This is a genomic window from Niveispirillum cyanobacteriorum (assembly GCF_002868735.1).
GTDB classification, from domain to species: Bacteria; Pseudomonadota; Alphaproteobacteria; order Azospirillales; family Azospirillaceae; genus Niveispirillum; species Niveispirillum cyanobacteriorum.
This window is the reverse complement of record NZ_CP025611.1, coordinates 429,629-443,073: the sequence shown is the minus strand read 5'-3', so window position 1 is coordinate 443,073 and position 13,445 is coordinate 429,629. Positions and strand designations below refer to the sequence as shown.

14 protein-coding genes are annotated in these 13,445 nt (G+C 62.9%); 1 reads left to right on the top strand and 13 read right to left on the bottom strand.

The window, feature by feature from the left end; all coding sequences use genetic code 11:
• Positions 1-35: 35 nt before the first annotated feature.
• From moaC to C0V82_RS01925, 4 genes are read right to left on the bottom strand one after another with little or no spacing between them, the layout of a single operon-like run.
• On the bottom strand, positions 36-521 hold the full coding sequence (gene moaC / locus C0V82_RS01940) for a cyclic pyranopterin monophosphate synthase MoaC (RefSeq protein WP_102110894.1): 486 nt from the start codon (positions 519-521) through the stop codon (positions 36-38).
• Complete coding sequence (trpC, locus tag C0V82_RS01935; RefSeq protein ID WP_102110893.1) at positions 518-1,336, bottom strand: indole-3-glycerol phosphate synthase TrpC; 819 nt, start codon at positions 1,334-1,336, stop codon at positions 518-520. The genes moaC and trpC overlap by 4 nt, the downstream gene beginning before the upstream one ends.
• A complete protein-coding gene (gene trpD, locus C0V82_RS01930; RefSeq protein WP_199772454.1) occupies positions 1,333-2,358 on the bottom strand; it encodes an anthranilate phosphoribosyltransferase in 1,026 nt (341 codons plus the stop codon). The genes trpC and trpD overlap by 4 nt, the downstream gene beginning before the upstream one ends.
• A gap of 20 nt (positions 2,359-2,378) precedes the next feature.
• Positions 2,379-2,981, bottom strand: coding sequence for an anthranilate synthase component II (locus tag C0V82_RS01925; RefSeq protein ID WP_102110891.1), 603 nt, complete (start codon positions 2,979-2,981; stop codon positions 2,379-2,381).
• 184 nt (positions 2,982-3,165) lie between these two features.
• On the opposite strand from C0V82_RS01925, the gene C0V82_RS27720 reads away from it, so the two are divergent.
• Complete coding sequence (locus C0V82_RS27720; RefSeq protein ID WP_102110890.1) at positions 3,166-4,410, top strand: divergent polysaccharide deacetylase family protein; 1,245 nt, start codon at positions 3,166-3,168, stop codon at positions 4,408-4,410.
• 51 nt (positions 4,411-4,461) lie between these two features.
• Here C0V82_RS27720 and C0V82_RS01915 read toward each other — a convergent pair whose 3' ends face one another.
• From C0V82_RS01915 to C0V82_RS01875, 9 genes are all read right to left on the bottom strand, one after another.
• Positions 4,462-5,571, bottom strand: coding sequence for a type I restriction endonuclease (locus C0V82_RS01915; protein WP_102110889.1), 1,110 nt, complete (start codon positions 5,569-5,571; stop codon positions 4,462-4,464).
• Positions 5,572-5,687: 116 nt separating this feature from the next.
• Positions 5,688-7,622 (bottom strand): alpha/beta hydrolase family protein, encoded by a 1,935-nt coding sequence (locus C0V82_RS01910; RefSeq protein WP_102110888.1) that lies wholly within the window; start codon positions 7,620-7,622, stop codon positions 5,688-5,690.
• Positions 7,623-7,717: 95 nt separating this feature from the next.
• Entirely contained in the window at positions 7,718-9,940 is a 2,223-nt protein-coding gene (locus C0V82_RS01905) for a primosomal protein N' (RefSeq protein ID WP_102110887.1), read from the bottom strand.
• On the bottom strand, positions 9,937-10,278 hold the full coding sequence (locus tag C0V82_RS01900) for a type II toxin-antitoxin system RelE/ParE family toxin (protein WP_102110886.1): 342 nt from the start codon (positions 10,276-10,278) through the stop codon (positions 9,937-9,939). Before C0V82_RS01900 ends, C0V82_RS01905 begins: the two co-directional genes overlap by 4 nt.
• A gap of 6 nt (positions 10,279-10,284) precedes the next feature.
• The gene (locus C0V82_RS01895) at positions 10,285-10,581 is read right to left on the bottom strand and encodes a type II toxin-antitoxin system ParD family antitoxin (protein WP_054166101.1); all 297 of its coding nucleotides are present in this window, start codon (positions 10,579-10,581) and stop codon (positions 10,285-10,287) included.
• A gap of 63 nt (positions 10,582-10,644) precedes the next feature.
• Positions 10,645-11,889 carry a Bcr/CflA family multidrug efflux MFS transporter gene (locus C0V82_RS01890; RefSeq protein WP_102110885.1) on the bottom strand — a complete coding sequence of 415 codons (1,245 nt, stop codon included), beginning with the start codon at positions 11,887-11,889 and terminating at the stop codon, positions 10,645-10,647.
• Positions 11,890-12,016: 127 nt separating this feature from the next.
• Positions 12,017-12,559 carry an SRPBCC family protein gene (locus C0V82_RS01885; RefSeq protein ID WP_102110884.1) on the bottom strand — a complete coding sequence of 181 codons (543 nt, stop codon included), beginning with the start codon at positions 12,557-12,559 and terminating at the stop codon, positions 12,017-12,019.
• Positions 12,552-12,875, bottom strand: a complete 324-nt coding sequence (locus tag C0V82_RS01880) for an ArsR/SmtB family transcription factor (RefSeq protein WP_102110883.1) — start codon at positions 12,873-12,875, stop codon at positions 12,552-12,554. Before C0V82_RS01880 ends, C0V82_RS01885 begins: the two co-directional genes overlap by 8 nt.
• 93 nt (positions 12,876-12,968) lie before the next feature.
• Positions 12,969-13,445 carry a group I truncated hemoglobin gene (locus C0V82_RS01875; protein WP_102110882.1) on the bottom strand — a complete coding sequence of 159 codons (477 nt, stop codon included), beginning with the start codon at positions 13,443-13,445 and terminating at the stop codon, positions 12,969-12,971.

Genomic DNA, 13,445 nt, shown 5'->3' with positions numbered 1-13,445 from the left:
GATGGAAGGCCGATAATTTGCCGATGGCGGGCGGCTCAGCTCACAGGCCCCACATAGGTCCCGCTTTTCCCACCTTCCTTATAGGCGAGATGGACGCCGCCGATGACCATGCCCTTATCCACGGCCTTACACATGTCATAGATGGTGAGTGCGGCCACCGACACGGCGGTCAGCGCCTCCATCTCCACGCCGGTGCGGCCTTTCAGCTTCACCGTGGCCTCGACCTCCACCCTGGACGCGGCCTCGTCGATGGTGAAATCGACTGCGACCTTGGACAGCATCAGGGGATGGCAGAGCGGGATCAGGTCGGGTGTCTTCTTGGCGGCCATGATACCGGCCAGCCGCGCCACGCCCAGCACATCGCCCTTTTCCATGCCGCCATCGCGGATCAGGGCAAGGGTTTCCGGTTTCATGGCGATATAACCGCGCGCCGTGGCAATGCGTACGGTTTCATCCTTGGCCGAGACGTCGACCATGGCGGCGTTGCCGGCCTCATCAAAATGGGTGAGCGGGCTGTTCATGCCGCCTCGATCATCGGGGTGGAGAGCAGGGCCTTGGTGGCTGCCGTCACGTCCGGCTTGGCCATCAGGCTTTCACCGATCAGGAAGCGCCGTGCCCCGGCCTGGGCCAGACGGGTCAGGTCGGCGGGGCTGTGGATGCCGCTTTCCGCCACCAGATGCCGGCCCGCCGGCACCATGGCCGCCAGCCGCTCCGTCGTGGCCAGATCGATGGACAGAGTCTTCAGATTGCGGTTGTTCACACCCAGCAGGCCGCCCGGCAGCTTCAAGGCACGCTCCATCTCCGCCTCGTCATGCACCTCCACCAGGACATCCATGCCCAGTTCGACGGTGGCGTCATACAGCTCGCGGGCCAGGACATCGTCCAGGCAGGCCATGATCAGCAGGATGCAGTCGGCCCCCAGCGCCCGGCTTTCCACGATCTGATAGGGATCGATCATGAAATCCTTGCGCAGCGCCGGCAGCTCCACTGCCGCCCGCGCCGCCTGCAAGAATGCATCATCGCCCTGGAAGTACGGCACATCGGTCAGCACCGACAGGCAGGTGGCGCCGGCATCACGGTATGCGCGGGCCAGGATGGGCGGATCGAAATCCGCCCGGATCAGACCCTTGGACGGGCTGGCCTTCTTGATCTCCGCGATCAGGGCCCAGCGGCCCGCCGCAACGGTGTTTTCCAGGGCCTTGGCAAAGCCGCGCGGCGCGGGTTGTGCCTTGGCCAGATCGGTGACCACGGACAGCGGACGGGCCGCCTTGGCGCGGGCCACATGGTCGGCCTTGTCGGCATTGATGCGGGCCAGGACGTCGGGTTGGCTGTTCATAGGGTCAACGGTGTGTTGGTGATGGAGACAAGCCGGTCCAGCGCCAGTGTGGCCTGACCGGAGGCGATGCAATCGGCGGCCTTAGCCACGCCTGCCTTTAGATCGGGCACGGCATCGGCCACGACAAGGGCGGCGGCGGCGTTCAGCAGCACGATATCGCGATAAGGCCCTGTGGCACCGGCCAGAACGGCCCGCAACGCGTCGGCATTTTCCTCCGGCGTGCCGCCGCGCAGGTCGGCCAGGGTGACGCGGGTCAGGCCCGCCTGTTCCGGCGTCACCTCAAACCGCCGCACCTGCCCGTCGCGCAGTTCGGCGACATGGGTGGGGCCGGTCGTCGTGATCTCGTCCAGCCCGTCGGCCCCCGACACCACCCAGGCACGGGTGGAGCCCAGATTGCGCAGCACCTGTGCCAGCGGTTCCACCCATTTCGCGTCATAAACGCCCATGAGCTGACGTTGCGCCCCCGCCGGGTTGGACAGTGGCCCCATCAGGTTGAAGATGGTGCGCGTGCCCAGTTCCACCCGCGTCGGCCCGACATTGCGCATGGCGGTATGGTGGCGGGTGGCCAGCAGAAAGCCGATATTGGCGTCGAACAGGGCGCGCTTCACCAGGGTGAAATCAGCATCCAGATTGACGCCCAGCGCCGACAGCACGTCGCCCGCCCCGGACTTGGACGAAATGGCCCGGTTGCCATGCTTGGCCACTGGCACGCCGCAACCGGCAATGACAAAGGCCACGGCGGTGGAGATGTTATAGGTATGCGCCCCGTCCCCGCCGGTGCCGCAGGTATCGATGATACCGTCCGGCGCCTCGATCTTCAGGGCCTTGGCACGCATGGCGCGCACGGCCCCTGTGATTTCCCCCACCGTTTCGCCGCGCACGCGCAGCGCCATCAGGAACCCGCCCATCTGGGCCGGCGTGGCATTGCCCGACATGATGATGGCGAAGGCGTGTTCTGCCTCCTCATCACTGAGCGTGGCGCCAGTGGCGACCTTCGCCAGCAGCGCCTTGAAATCTCCCATATCCCCTGACATCCCAGCCCTCACGCCACGCGAAGCTGCGGACCGCGGGTCACGCCGGCCAGTTTCAGGAAATTGTCGAAGATCTTGTGCCCATGTTCGGACGCGATGCTTTCCGGGTGGAACTGCACGCCATGGATGGGCAGGGTCTTGTGCGACAAGGACATGATCATGCCGTCGGGCAGCCACGAGGTCGCTTCCAGGCAAGCCGGCAGCGTTTTCTTCTCCACAATCAGGGAATGGTAGCGCGTGGCCTTAAACGGGCTGGGCAGATCGGCCATCAGGCCGCGCCCTTCATGGAACACGTCCGACAGTTTGCCATGCATCGGCTCCGGCGCGCGGATCACCTTGCCGCCAAAGGCCTGGCCGATGGCCTGATGACCCAGGCAGACGCCCATCAGGGGGATCTTATGTTCCGCCGCTGCATGGATCAGGGGCAGGCAGATGCCGGCCCGGTCCGGGTCGCAGGGGCCGGGCGACAGCACGATGGCTTCCGGCTTCAAGGCCAGCGCTTCATCCACGGACAGGGAATCGTTACGCCAGACCGCCATCTCAGCGCCCAATTCGCCCAGATAATGCACCAGGTTCCAGGTGAAACTGTCGTAATTGTCGATGAACAGCAGCATGGCTCTATTCCGCTATCGGCCCCCAAGGCCTTGGACCGCGAAGCCTACAGACTGACAGCGATGATTTCCAGCCCATGCAGCCCTGTCCCCGGCGGCGGGCGGCATTGCGGCAGGGGCATTGCGCCGCATCCCGTATTTGTAGCAGTAAACTGATCCAGTTCCCGTTGCCAAGGTCGCACAATCCATGCCGCCCCAGAAGCCCCGACCCGCCGGAAACAGCAACCGTCCCCGCACCGGTGGCGGCAGGGGACCGCAGCGCCCGCGCGTGCGCAACGGGGCGGGTGCCGTGAAGCGGGGTCGGGACAGTCTGGTTCGCATCCGCCGTCTGGCCCTGCTCTGGCTGTCGCGTCTGGGTACGGGCGGACGCATCGCACTGGCCCTGACAGCCTTGGTGCTGGTGGCGGGTGGCATGACAGCGCTGCTGGGCCAGGAACGCTATCACCCCGTGGCCGCCGGCCCCGCCCTGACCCCGATGGAGGAGGAAGCGGACGCCAGCGGTGCGGACGAACCGGAAGATGCCAGCGACGAGGAGGCGGCGGAAACCGCGGACCTGCCCACCCGCCCCGGTGCCGCACCGACCGTGCCCGACGCGCAACCCAATTTCCCCGCACAGCCGCCCGCATCGTTGGAACCCGCGACGCCCGCTGCACCCCCGGCACAGGTGGCGGCCCTTCCCGCCGCACCGCCGCGTCCCCTGCCCCCGCTGATCGCCGCCCCCGCCGGTACGCCCACCTGGAAACATTTCGCGGTGGCGGCCCCGGCCCCCAACGGCCATCCCCGCATCGTGATCGTCATCGACGATATGGGTGTGGATCGGCACCGGTCGGAAAAGGTGGCCGCCCTGCCCGGCCCCCTGACCCTGGCCTGGCTGCCCTATGCCCGCGATCTGCCGCAGCAGACGGGCAAGGCCCGCGCGCAGGGTCATGAACTGATCGTGCACATGCCCATGGAACCGACGGGCAAGGAAGATCCCGGCCCCGGTGCCCTGCTGACCCGGCTAGAAGAAGCAACCTTGCGCCAGCGTCTGGCCACCAACCTGTCGGCCTTTCAGGGCTTTGTCGGCATCAACAACCATATGGGCAGCCGCTTCACCGCCGACCGTACCGGCATGGCGGTCGTGATGGCTGAACTGGGGGCACGCGGCCTGCTGTTCCTGGACAGCCGCACGACGGCCAACACCGCCGCCGGCCCCCTGTCGGCCCATTATCAGGTGCCCATGCTGTCGCGCGACGTGTTCCTGGACCATGTGATGACGGCACAGGGTGTGGCGGCATCGCTGGCCAAGGTGGAGGAGATCGCGCGCAAGAACGGCGTTGCCATCGCTATCGGCCATCCCCACGACGTCACCATCGCGGCCCTTACCCACTGGCTACCCACCTTGCCGGAAAAGGGGTTCCAGCTGGTGCCGCTGACGGCGGCAGTAAAATGAAAAACGCCCCGGCGAGGGGGCCAAGGCGTTTTATAGGTTTAGGTGCGGGATTTAAATATATTGTCGGGCTGTTTCACGCAGCATTTCGTCAAATTTATATATATCGTCAATATTTTCGATCTTAAATTTCTCCTCATCCTTACCCTTGAATAGACCTATATACTTCACTGACTTGCTATTTAAATGAAGTCGTGCCAGTGGCTTACGGTTGTTGTTATCAACCAAGATGGCACAGTAGCTTTTGGCATCTCTGATACTGACCCTTTCACCGGAGATCACGTTCCTAACAATGGCCTTCACCACGTAGTAGCCCTCCAACTCTTCCTGGGTCGTAACTACCTCCTCCTCCCCCTCTGGTTTCTCGGGCACCTCAATAGTGGAAGTGGGCACCGGCTGAGGCGCAGGCTCGACAAAACCACTTCGCGCCAAGGACGTTGCCGCGCTCGAAGTCATATCAAGAGCGCTGGAAATTCGGTCGCTCAATATATCCGCTAGCGCATCATTTATCGCCGACTTTACAAGTCCATAATATTTTTCTTTGACCTTACTTGTCATACTTCCTGAGACAATACGGGAAACGAGAATTTTACAGAATTCGTCGGAGGGACTTGCTATCTCCTTAGAGAACTCATTCTTCAATGCAGAACTATATTTTAGATTATTGGCGGTGGAAACAATATTATCTACATTGAATTGGTCAGATGAGAATTTTTGGAGCTCCAGTATATCTGCCGATCTGTGGGACAGGAGATTAAATTTAAAGAATGGTATTTGATCCATCTTATTGGGTTCATCTATATCTGTGTAGAACCAGTATTCAATACCATTCGTAAGAATGGCAAACTTCGCCTCCGTTACATGGAAGTATCTATATAGTTGAGACATGTGCACTTCCTTCAAATTTGCAGAAGAACACTTGCACTCAATCAAAATAGATATCTTTCCGCCAACACGAATGGCGTAATCAACCTTCTCGCCCTTTTTAATTCCAACATCTGCAATAAATTCAGGGATAACCACATCAGGGTTAAAAACATCGTATCCAAGCATGTTTAGAAATGGCATCACAAATGCATTTTTACATGCCTCCTCGGTAAGAATGTTCCCACGATGCTTTTCAATTCTACCAACCAGATTGCGAACTTTATCCTGCATTTCCATAACTTTTACACCACATAGAACAGGTTGATGATATCAGAACGACAGCGAACTGACTCCAAGTTTATATTTTTGGATCAAATTATCCGATCAGGCAAGCTTCGATATAGTGCCCTTCCTCACTTCCCCAGATGCGTCTTCAAGAACTTCTCCCACGCCTCCAGAACGGTCTTCATCTGTGCCGTGACGATGGGCGAATGGTCCATGCCTTTGATCTCCACATATTCGACCGGCTTTCCCGCCCGTTCCAGGGCGCGGCGCATGTCGCGGCTGTGGGCGACGGAGGCCTGATAGTCCAGGTCGCCATGCACCAGCAGGACCGGCACCTTGATCCTGTCGGCCTGATGATAGGGGGAGATGGGTTTCAGCGCGTCGGGGTTGTCGCCGAAATAGAGGCCGCGCGTGATATTGCCATAGCCTGACGATTTCACCTCGTCATAGAGCCGTTCCAGATTGGCCACGGGCGCGGTTGCCACGGCGCATTTGAACAGGTCGGGCGTCTTCACCGCTGCCATCAGCGCCGCATAGCCGCCATAGGACCAGCCCAGGATGCACATGCGGTTGGGGTCGGCATAGCCCTGGGAAATGGCCCACTTGGCGGCATCGGTGACATCATCCTGCATCAACCCGCCCCACTGTTTTTCACCCGCCTCGTTAAAGGCGGCGCCATAGCCGGTGGAGCCGCGAAAATTGGGCTGCAGCACGCCATAGCCGCGATTGGCCAGGAACTGCGCCATCACGTCGAACGTGCCGTCATCGCGGGAGAATGGCCCGCCATGGGGCATGATGATGAAGGGCAGGTTCTTGCCGTCCACCCCCACCGGCAGGATCAGATAACCGGGGATCTCCGTGCCGTCGGTGGCCTTGTAGGTGATGGGTTGGCGCTTGCTGACATTGTCCTGCGCGATTCCGGGATAGGTGTCGCCGAACAGCGAGAATTCCTTGGTCCGCCGGTCAAACATCCGATAGGTGGTAGGCGCGTCCAGGGCAAAGCTGGCGACCAGGATCAGGTTGCCGTCGGCGGCCGTGTCGATCACGATCTCCCGGCTGTCGGGCAGCGCCTTGTCCAGTGCGTCTTGCAGCTTTTGAACGGCGGGGTCCAGCCATTGCCGGCGCGGCAGGTCGTCCCTCCAGGCGATGGCCACCACGGCGCCCCGCTGAATGATCGCGCTGTTCACATCGAAGCGCGGGTCGCTGGCGACCTTCTCGCCCATCTGATCATTGGCCAGATCATATTTGTAAACGGCGGAACGGTCGCCCTCGTGCCGGGATGCCACGAACAGGTTCTGGCCCGACGCATCGAAGCCCAGAATGCCGAAGCCGCCATCATCCTCCAGCACCTTGTTCTTCATCATCAATTCGAAATCGCCACCCGCGACGCGACGCAGGTACCGACTTTCCAGCCTGCGGTCATCATAGGTTTCCGCGATGCGGATTTCGCCGGTGGGATCGGGGATATACTCGGTGACGTTCCGGATGGGGCGGCGCACGCGGGTGAAGGCGCCCGTGATCACGTTCAGCTTCACCACGCCCGGCCACGGGCCATCATCGGTGGGAAAGGCGGCCAGCACATATTCATCATCAATGAACTGCAGGATCGGCGTGTGCTGCAGGAAATAGCCATTGTCAGGCGGGCGCTGCAAAAGGACCTTCATTTCCTGAAGATCACGCGACATCGACACGGTGCGTGTGAAGCGCAGGGGCTTGCGCCCGTCGCTGGTATTCATCTTCTCGGTCGTCAGGATACGGACCAGCAGGCGTTCATTGCTGATCCAGTCGAAGCCGATGATCTCTGCATCCGACGGGCCGATGACGGCGGGTTTCTCTGCCTGGGTCAGGGGCAGTTTGCGCACCACCAGATGCTGACGGCCACCGACGGGGGCCAAGAAGGCGACATGGCTGCCGTCGGGCGACATGTCGACATCGGCCATCACGGGCTGGTGGGCGAAATATTCCACCGGGATTTCGGGCGCGGCCTCCGCCAGCGCGGCACCACCATACAGCCCGACCAGCAGCGCACCGGCAAACCGGGCCGCACCCCACAATCCACGCATTTCCACTCCCCGTTTCTATGGCGTTCCCCAACGCCTTGAACTGGAAGGGAGCGTAGAATATTCCCGACGTTGCGGTAAAGGGCCCAGCACACGCGCTAGAGGAAACTATAGGGATCGATATCAACCTGCACACGTATGGATGCTGGCACCTCGACCCTGGTCAGCCAATCATACAGGATAGGTTGCAATGACACCGTTTTCGGTCCCTTTATCAGCAACCGGCGGCGGTACCGCCCGCGCAAAATGGCCAGGGGGGCGGGCGCGGGGCCGAGAATCGTCAAATCCTCCCGGTCACGCGGTGCCGCCCGGCCCAGGGCGGCAGCGATGGCGTCTACCGCCCCCTCATCCTCCCCCGACACGATCAGGGCCGCCATGCGGCCAAAGGGCGGCATCTCCAATTGCCGGCGCTGATCGGCCTCCACCGCCAGGAAACTGTCGCGGTCATGGCTGGCCAGCGCCTGCATGACCGGGTTTTCCGGCATATAGGTTTGCAGCATGACGCGACCGGGCCGTTCCTCACGCCCCGCCCTCCCCGCCACCTGATGCAGCAGTTGGAAGGTGCGTTCCGAGGCGCGCGGATCACCACCGGCCAGCCCCAGATCGGCATCGACCACGCCGACAAGGGTCAGCATGGGGAAATGGTGGCCCTTGGCCATCACCTGCGTGCCGATCAGCAGGTCGACGGCACCGTCCTTCACCTGCTCAATCACCTCCCGCAATGCCCTCGGGCCGGACAGGGTGTCGGACGTCATCATGGCGATGCGGGCATCGGGGAACAGGGTCGCCACCTCCTCCGCCACCCGCTCCACACCAGGGCCACAGGCGACGAAACTGCCCTCGGCCTCGCATTCCGGGCAGGCATCCGGGCTTTTCGCCTGATACCCACAATGATGGCATTGCAGGCGCTTGCTCAGCCGGTGTTCGACCAGCCAGGCGGTACAGTTCGGGCATTGCAGCCGGTGGCCACAGCCGCGACACAGGGTCAGCGGCGCATAGCCGCGCCGGTTCAGGAACAGCATGCCCTGTTCACCCGCCAGCATGGTCTGGGACAGGGCCTCGCGCAGAACGGGCGACAGCCATTGCCTTGCCGGTGGCGCCTGTTCCTTGCGTCGCATGTCGATCAGGGTGACATCGGGCATGCTGGCCCCACCATGACGCGACGGCAGGTCGATGCGGCTGTAACGCCCATTCTCCGCATTCACCAGCGTTTCCAGCGACGGCGTGGCCGACGCCAGGACAATGGGAAACCGGCCCAGATGGGCACGCGCCACCGCCATGTCGCGGGCGTGATAGATGACGCCATCTTCCTGCTTGAAGGCGGCCTCATGCTCCTCATCCACGACGATCAGGCCCAGATCGGGATAGGGCAGAAACAGGGCGGAACGGGCCCCCACCACCACCCGCGCCTCCCCCTTGGCCACCGCCCGCCAGGTATGGCGACGCAGCGGCGGGGCCATTTCGGAATGCCATTCGGCGGGGCGCACCCCGAACCGCTGCGCAAACCGGTCCAGCCATTGTGCCGACAGGGCAATTTCCGGCAGCAGGACCAGCGCCTGCTTGCCGGTCCGCAGGGCGGCCGCCACGGCCTCGAAATACACCTCCGTCTTGCCCGATCCGGTCACCCCGTCCAGCAGCGTGGCCGAATAGCCGCCCGCCGACACCTTGGCCGTCAGGTCTTCGGCAGCCAGACGCTGCGCCCCAGACAGGGTCTTGGGATTGGCATCCGGGTCGGGCCGGGGAAAGCGCGGCAGGGCCAGCATGGGGACCGTGGTCAGCACACCCGCCTCCGCCAGCCCCCTGACCACACCGGTGCCGCACCCCGCCTCCGCCGCCACATCGGCGGCCAGACGCGGCGGCCCATCGGACAGGATTTCCAGGATGCGCTTGCGCGCAGGCGTCAGGCGCAGATCGTCCGGCACCTCCCCCTCGCCCCTGGTATAGGCGGTGAGCGCGCGGGGGTCCTCCAGTGCGGCGGACACCGACACAGCCATGCGCAGCACGGCCCCCACGGGCGACATGGTGTAGGACGCGACCCATTCCACGAACCGCCGCGTGATCTCTGGCATCGGCGGCAGGTCGATGGCGCGCATAACGGGGCGCAGCTTGCGCTCCTCCACCCGTTCTCCCTGCCAATCGCCATCGGCCCAGACGACACCGAACAGCCGGCGCGGCCCCAACGGCACCTCCACATAGGAACCGGGCACCAGCGACATATCCCCCGGCACCCGGTAATCATAGGGTTCCGGCAGCAGCAAAGGCAGTTGCACCCGCACGCGGGCGGGCGGTGCGGTCACGCCGGAAAGCAGATCGCCGGTCAATTGTCGTTATCCACGTGGCGGCTGATATCCATACTTTCGTGCAGAACGCGCAGTATCGTGATGAAGCCATTCGCCGACAGGCGGTAAACAATCAGGTGCCGGGGGGCCTTCACCTGCGTCTGCTGAACGTGACGCAGGTGATAAGTGAGCAAACTCTCTCCCGAATGCCGAACGACCGTCACACCACGCCGGCGCGGCTCTGACACGATGCTGGCGACACCTAGTCGGATTAGCTCATTGTAGGATTTCCGCATCGGATGGCCAAAGTTGGCACCGGTATAGTCAGAAATGCCCTTGATGTCGCCTGCCGCCAGTTCGGTAAGCTTATACCGCTTCATTGTCGACTACTGGGATCTGGTGGCTGCCCGCTCGGAGGCCTCTTCGCCAAGGCGCTCCAAGTAGGCGTCAAGATCGTCAACATTGTCGAACTCGACATACCGACCGGCCTCCAGATCGTCCAACCCCGCCTGAACAGCGGCGTTGAACGCCTCCAGCCTGGCCTTGTCCGCCGCCTCGCGCCGTTCGATCAGGCGGATGCCTTCTCGTAGCACCTCGCTGGCATTCTGGTAGCGGCCAGAACGCACCAGTTCCTCAATCACCTTTTCGTGATGGTCGGTCAGGACGACATTGCGCGTGGGCATGGGGAACCTCCATTCAGGCCCCCATTCTCCCACAATTGGCAGATCATGCCAATGGAGCCAGCCTTACCGCTTCAGCAGTCGGTCAGACGCCAGCCCGGCAAGGGCGCAGCCGCACAGCACCGCGCACATGGGCAGGGGCGACCCGCCAGCGGACAGCGCCCCCACGATACCGCCCGCGACGGCCCCGATGGTCAGTTGCAAGGCGCCGGACAGGGACGACGCCGTACCCGCCATGTGCGGAAAGGCCGCCAGTGACCCCGCCATGCCATTCGCCCCCACAAGGCCCAGCGCCCCCAGATAGAAGAACAGCGGGATGGCCACGCCGAACACGCCGCCAATGCCGAACCCACCGGTGATGATCAACACGGCGCCGATACCTGCGGTGGCCAGGATGCCCCAGCCCATCATGCGGTCGACACCGAACCGCAGGACCAGCCGGCTGTTCACGACATTGGCGATCATCAGCGCCACGACATTGACGCCGAACAGAAAGCCGAAATGTTCCGGGGCCACCCCGAAATGTTCGATGTAAACAAACGGCGTGCCAGAGATATAGGCGAACATGCCGGCAAACACGAACCCGGATGACAGGGCATAGCCCATGAACCGCCGGTCCAGCAGCAGCAGCGCATAGTTGGACAAGAGGCCACCCGACCGGTTGCCCGCAGGCCGTGCCGTTTCCTTGACCGTCAGCAAGCCCAGCCCCGCAAGCAGCCCGAAAACGCACAGACACCAGAAGATGCCGCGCCAGCCGACATGGTCCAGAACCTGCCCGCCCGCCAGCGGCGCCAGCATGGGGGCAACCCCCATGACCAGCATCATCAGCGACATGACGGAGGCACCCCGGTCACGGTCGAAACTGTCGCGCACCATGGCCCGCGCGATGACGGGGGCGGCACAGGCCCCGACACCATGCAGGAACCGCCAGGCCGTCAGCGACCAGATGTCGGGCGCCAGGGCACAGCCGGCACTGGCCAGGATGAACAAAGCCACACCAACCGCCGCCGGACCCTTGCGGCCATATCGGTCGCCCAGGGGTCCCCACAACAACTGTCCCGCACCATAACCGATCAGGAAAATCGACAGCGTCATCTGCACCGCCGCCTGATCGGCATGCAGATCGGCCCCGATGGATGGCAGGGCCGGCAGATACATGTCGATGGCCATCGGCCCGAACATGGTCAGGAAGCCCATGACCACCACGAACCATGTGAAGCTGGTGCCGGGCGGCAATCCGCCACCAACGGCAATGGCCTGTCCGCCCGCCGCCTGTTCGGCGTGAATGTTCCCGATGTCAACGCTGCGCATGATGTACTGATCCTGAACCGGTCGCCCGGTCGGTACCGGACAGTGCATTAATTAAAGCACTGCCCGCTGCACCGCACATCACGCCAGTCCCGATGGCAGCCGCCCATCCACCGCATGGCGCGATCGGTCAGCCCTGCCCGCCAAGCCTACGGTCATACTCCGCTTCCAGCGCGGTGTGCCGGGTCCAGAAGCCGGGAGCGATCCGTCCCTCCAACTGTGCTGCCAGGATTTCCAGATGCGTGTGCCAGCCGCCGGCCACGCTGATCATCACGCCATGCCCGCCCAGGCGACGGTGCGTCAGGATCAGACGCACCTTGTCCCCGACGGGCGACAGTTCGATGGTGACTTCCGAGGGGTGGTCGTCCTCCGCCCAGGTGAAGGACAAAAGCCGGCCCGGCTCCCAGGCCAGGATGCGGCCATGCGTGGAAACGCCATCCTGGCAATTATCCTGATACTTGGCCGGGATGTCAGTATCGCCCGGCCCCAGCTTGGTATTGTGGAATTCCAGGCGGAAGGGGGTCCCCACCCTGCCCTGCATCTCCCCGAACGCCAGCCAGCGTCCGCGCTTTTCGCTGTCGGTCAGGAAGGACCAGACCCTGTCGACCGGTCCCGGCAGCAGCCGTTCGAACCGTACGGCACCGGCCTCGGTCACCACGCCAAAATCACTCATCCCGATCATCCTCCAGCAATGCCTGTTCCAGCAGATCCAGCCGCGACGCCCAAAAGCCGCGCACCCGCGCGATCCAGGCATCCATCGCGTCCAGTCCCGCCGGGTCCAGGCTGTAGATGCGGCGCTGCCCCTCCACCCGCACCCGCACCAGCCCCGCCTCCCGCAGCACCTTCAGATGCTGGGAAACGGCGGGGGCGCTGATGCTGCCCATATCCTGAAGCCGGCTGACGATATCCCCGGCAGCAAGGGCACGCTGCCCCAGCATTTCCAGGATCGAACGCCGCGTCGGCTCGGCAAGGGCGGTGAAGCTGTCCATAGGATGATATTTCGATATTTACTTAATTAAGTCAAAACAAAAACAACAAGACCGACGAATGGCACCGTCCCCATCGGCAGCGGTGCCATCAGCTCACTCCGGCTTGGCAGGCGGTGCCAGGGGGGCAACCGGCAGGCCGGTCCGTTCAGCATTATGCATGACGTCACGGGCCATGGGCGCCAGCTTGGCCAGCAACTTGTTCTGCGCCCAGAACGGCACGTTATGCGCGTTCATCGTGTCCTGCAAAATCTCCACCAGCCGGTTGAAATGCTCCCGCCGGATCTCGAACCGCGCATGGGATTGCTGCATGGTCTGGCCGGTATAGGTGCAGGGGCCGGACAGTTCGGCACAGAACTGTTCGGCCAGCATCTTGCGCAGCCGTTCTGGATTGCTGTCCTTGAAGAAGGCTCCGATCTTGGCATCCTGTTCCATGCGCGTTACGAAATCGGTCGCCACGCGGTCGATCCCCGGCTTACCGCCAAAGGCTTCAAAGGCGGCCGTGTCGGCGGCCAGGGCCGGGGCGGACAACGCCAGAAGCCCGGCCAGCAGCAGATGTTTCAGATTTGCCAT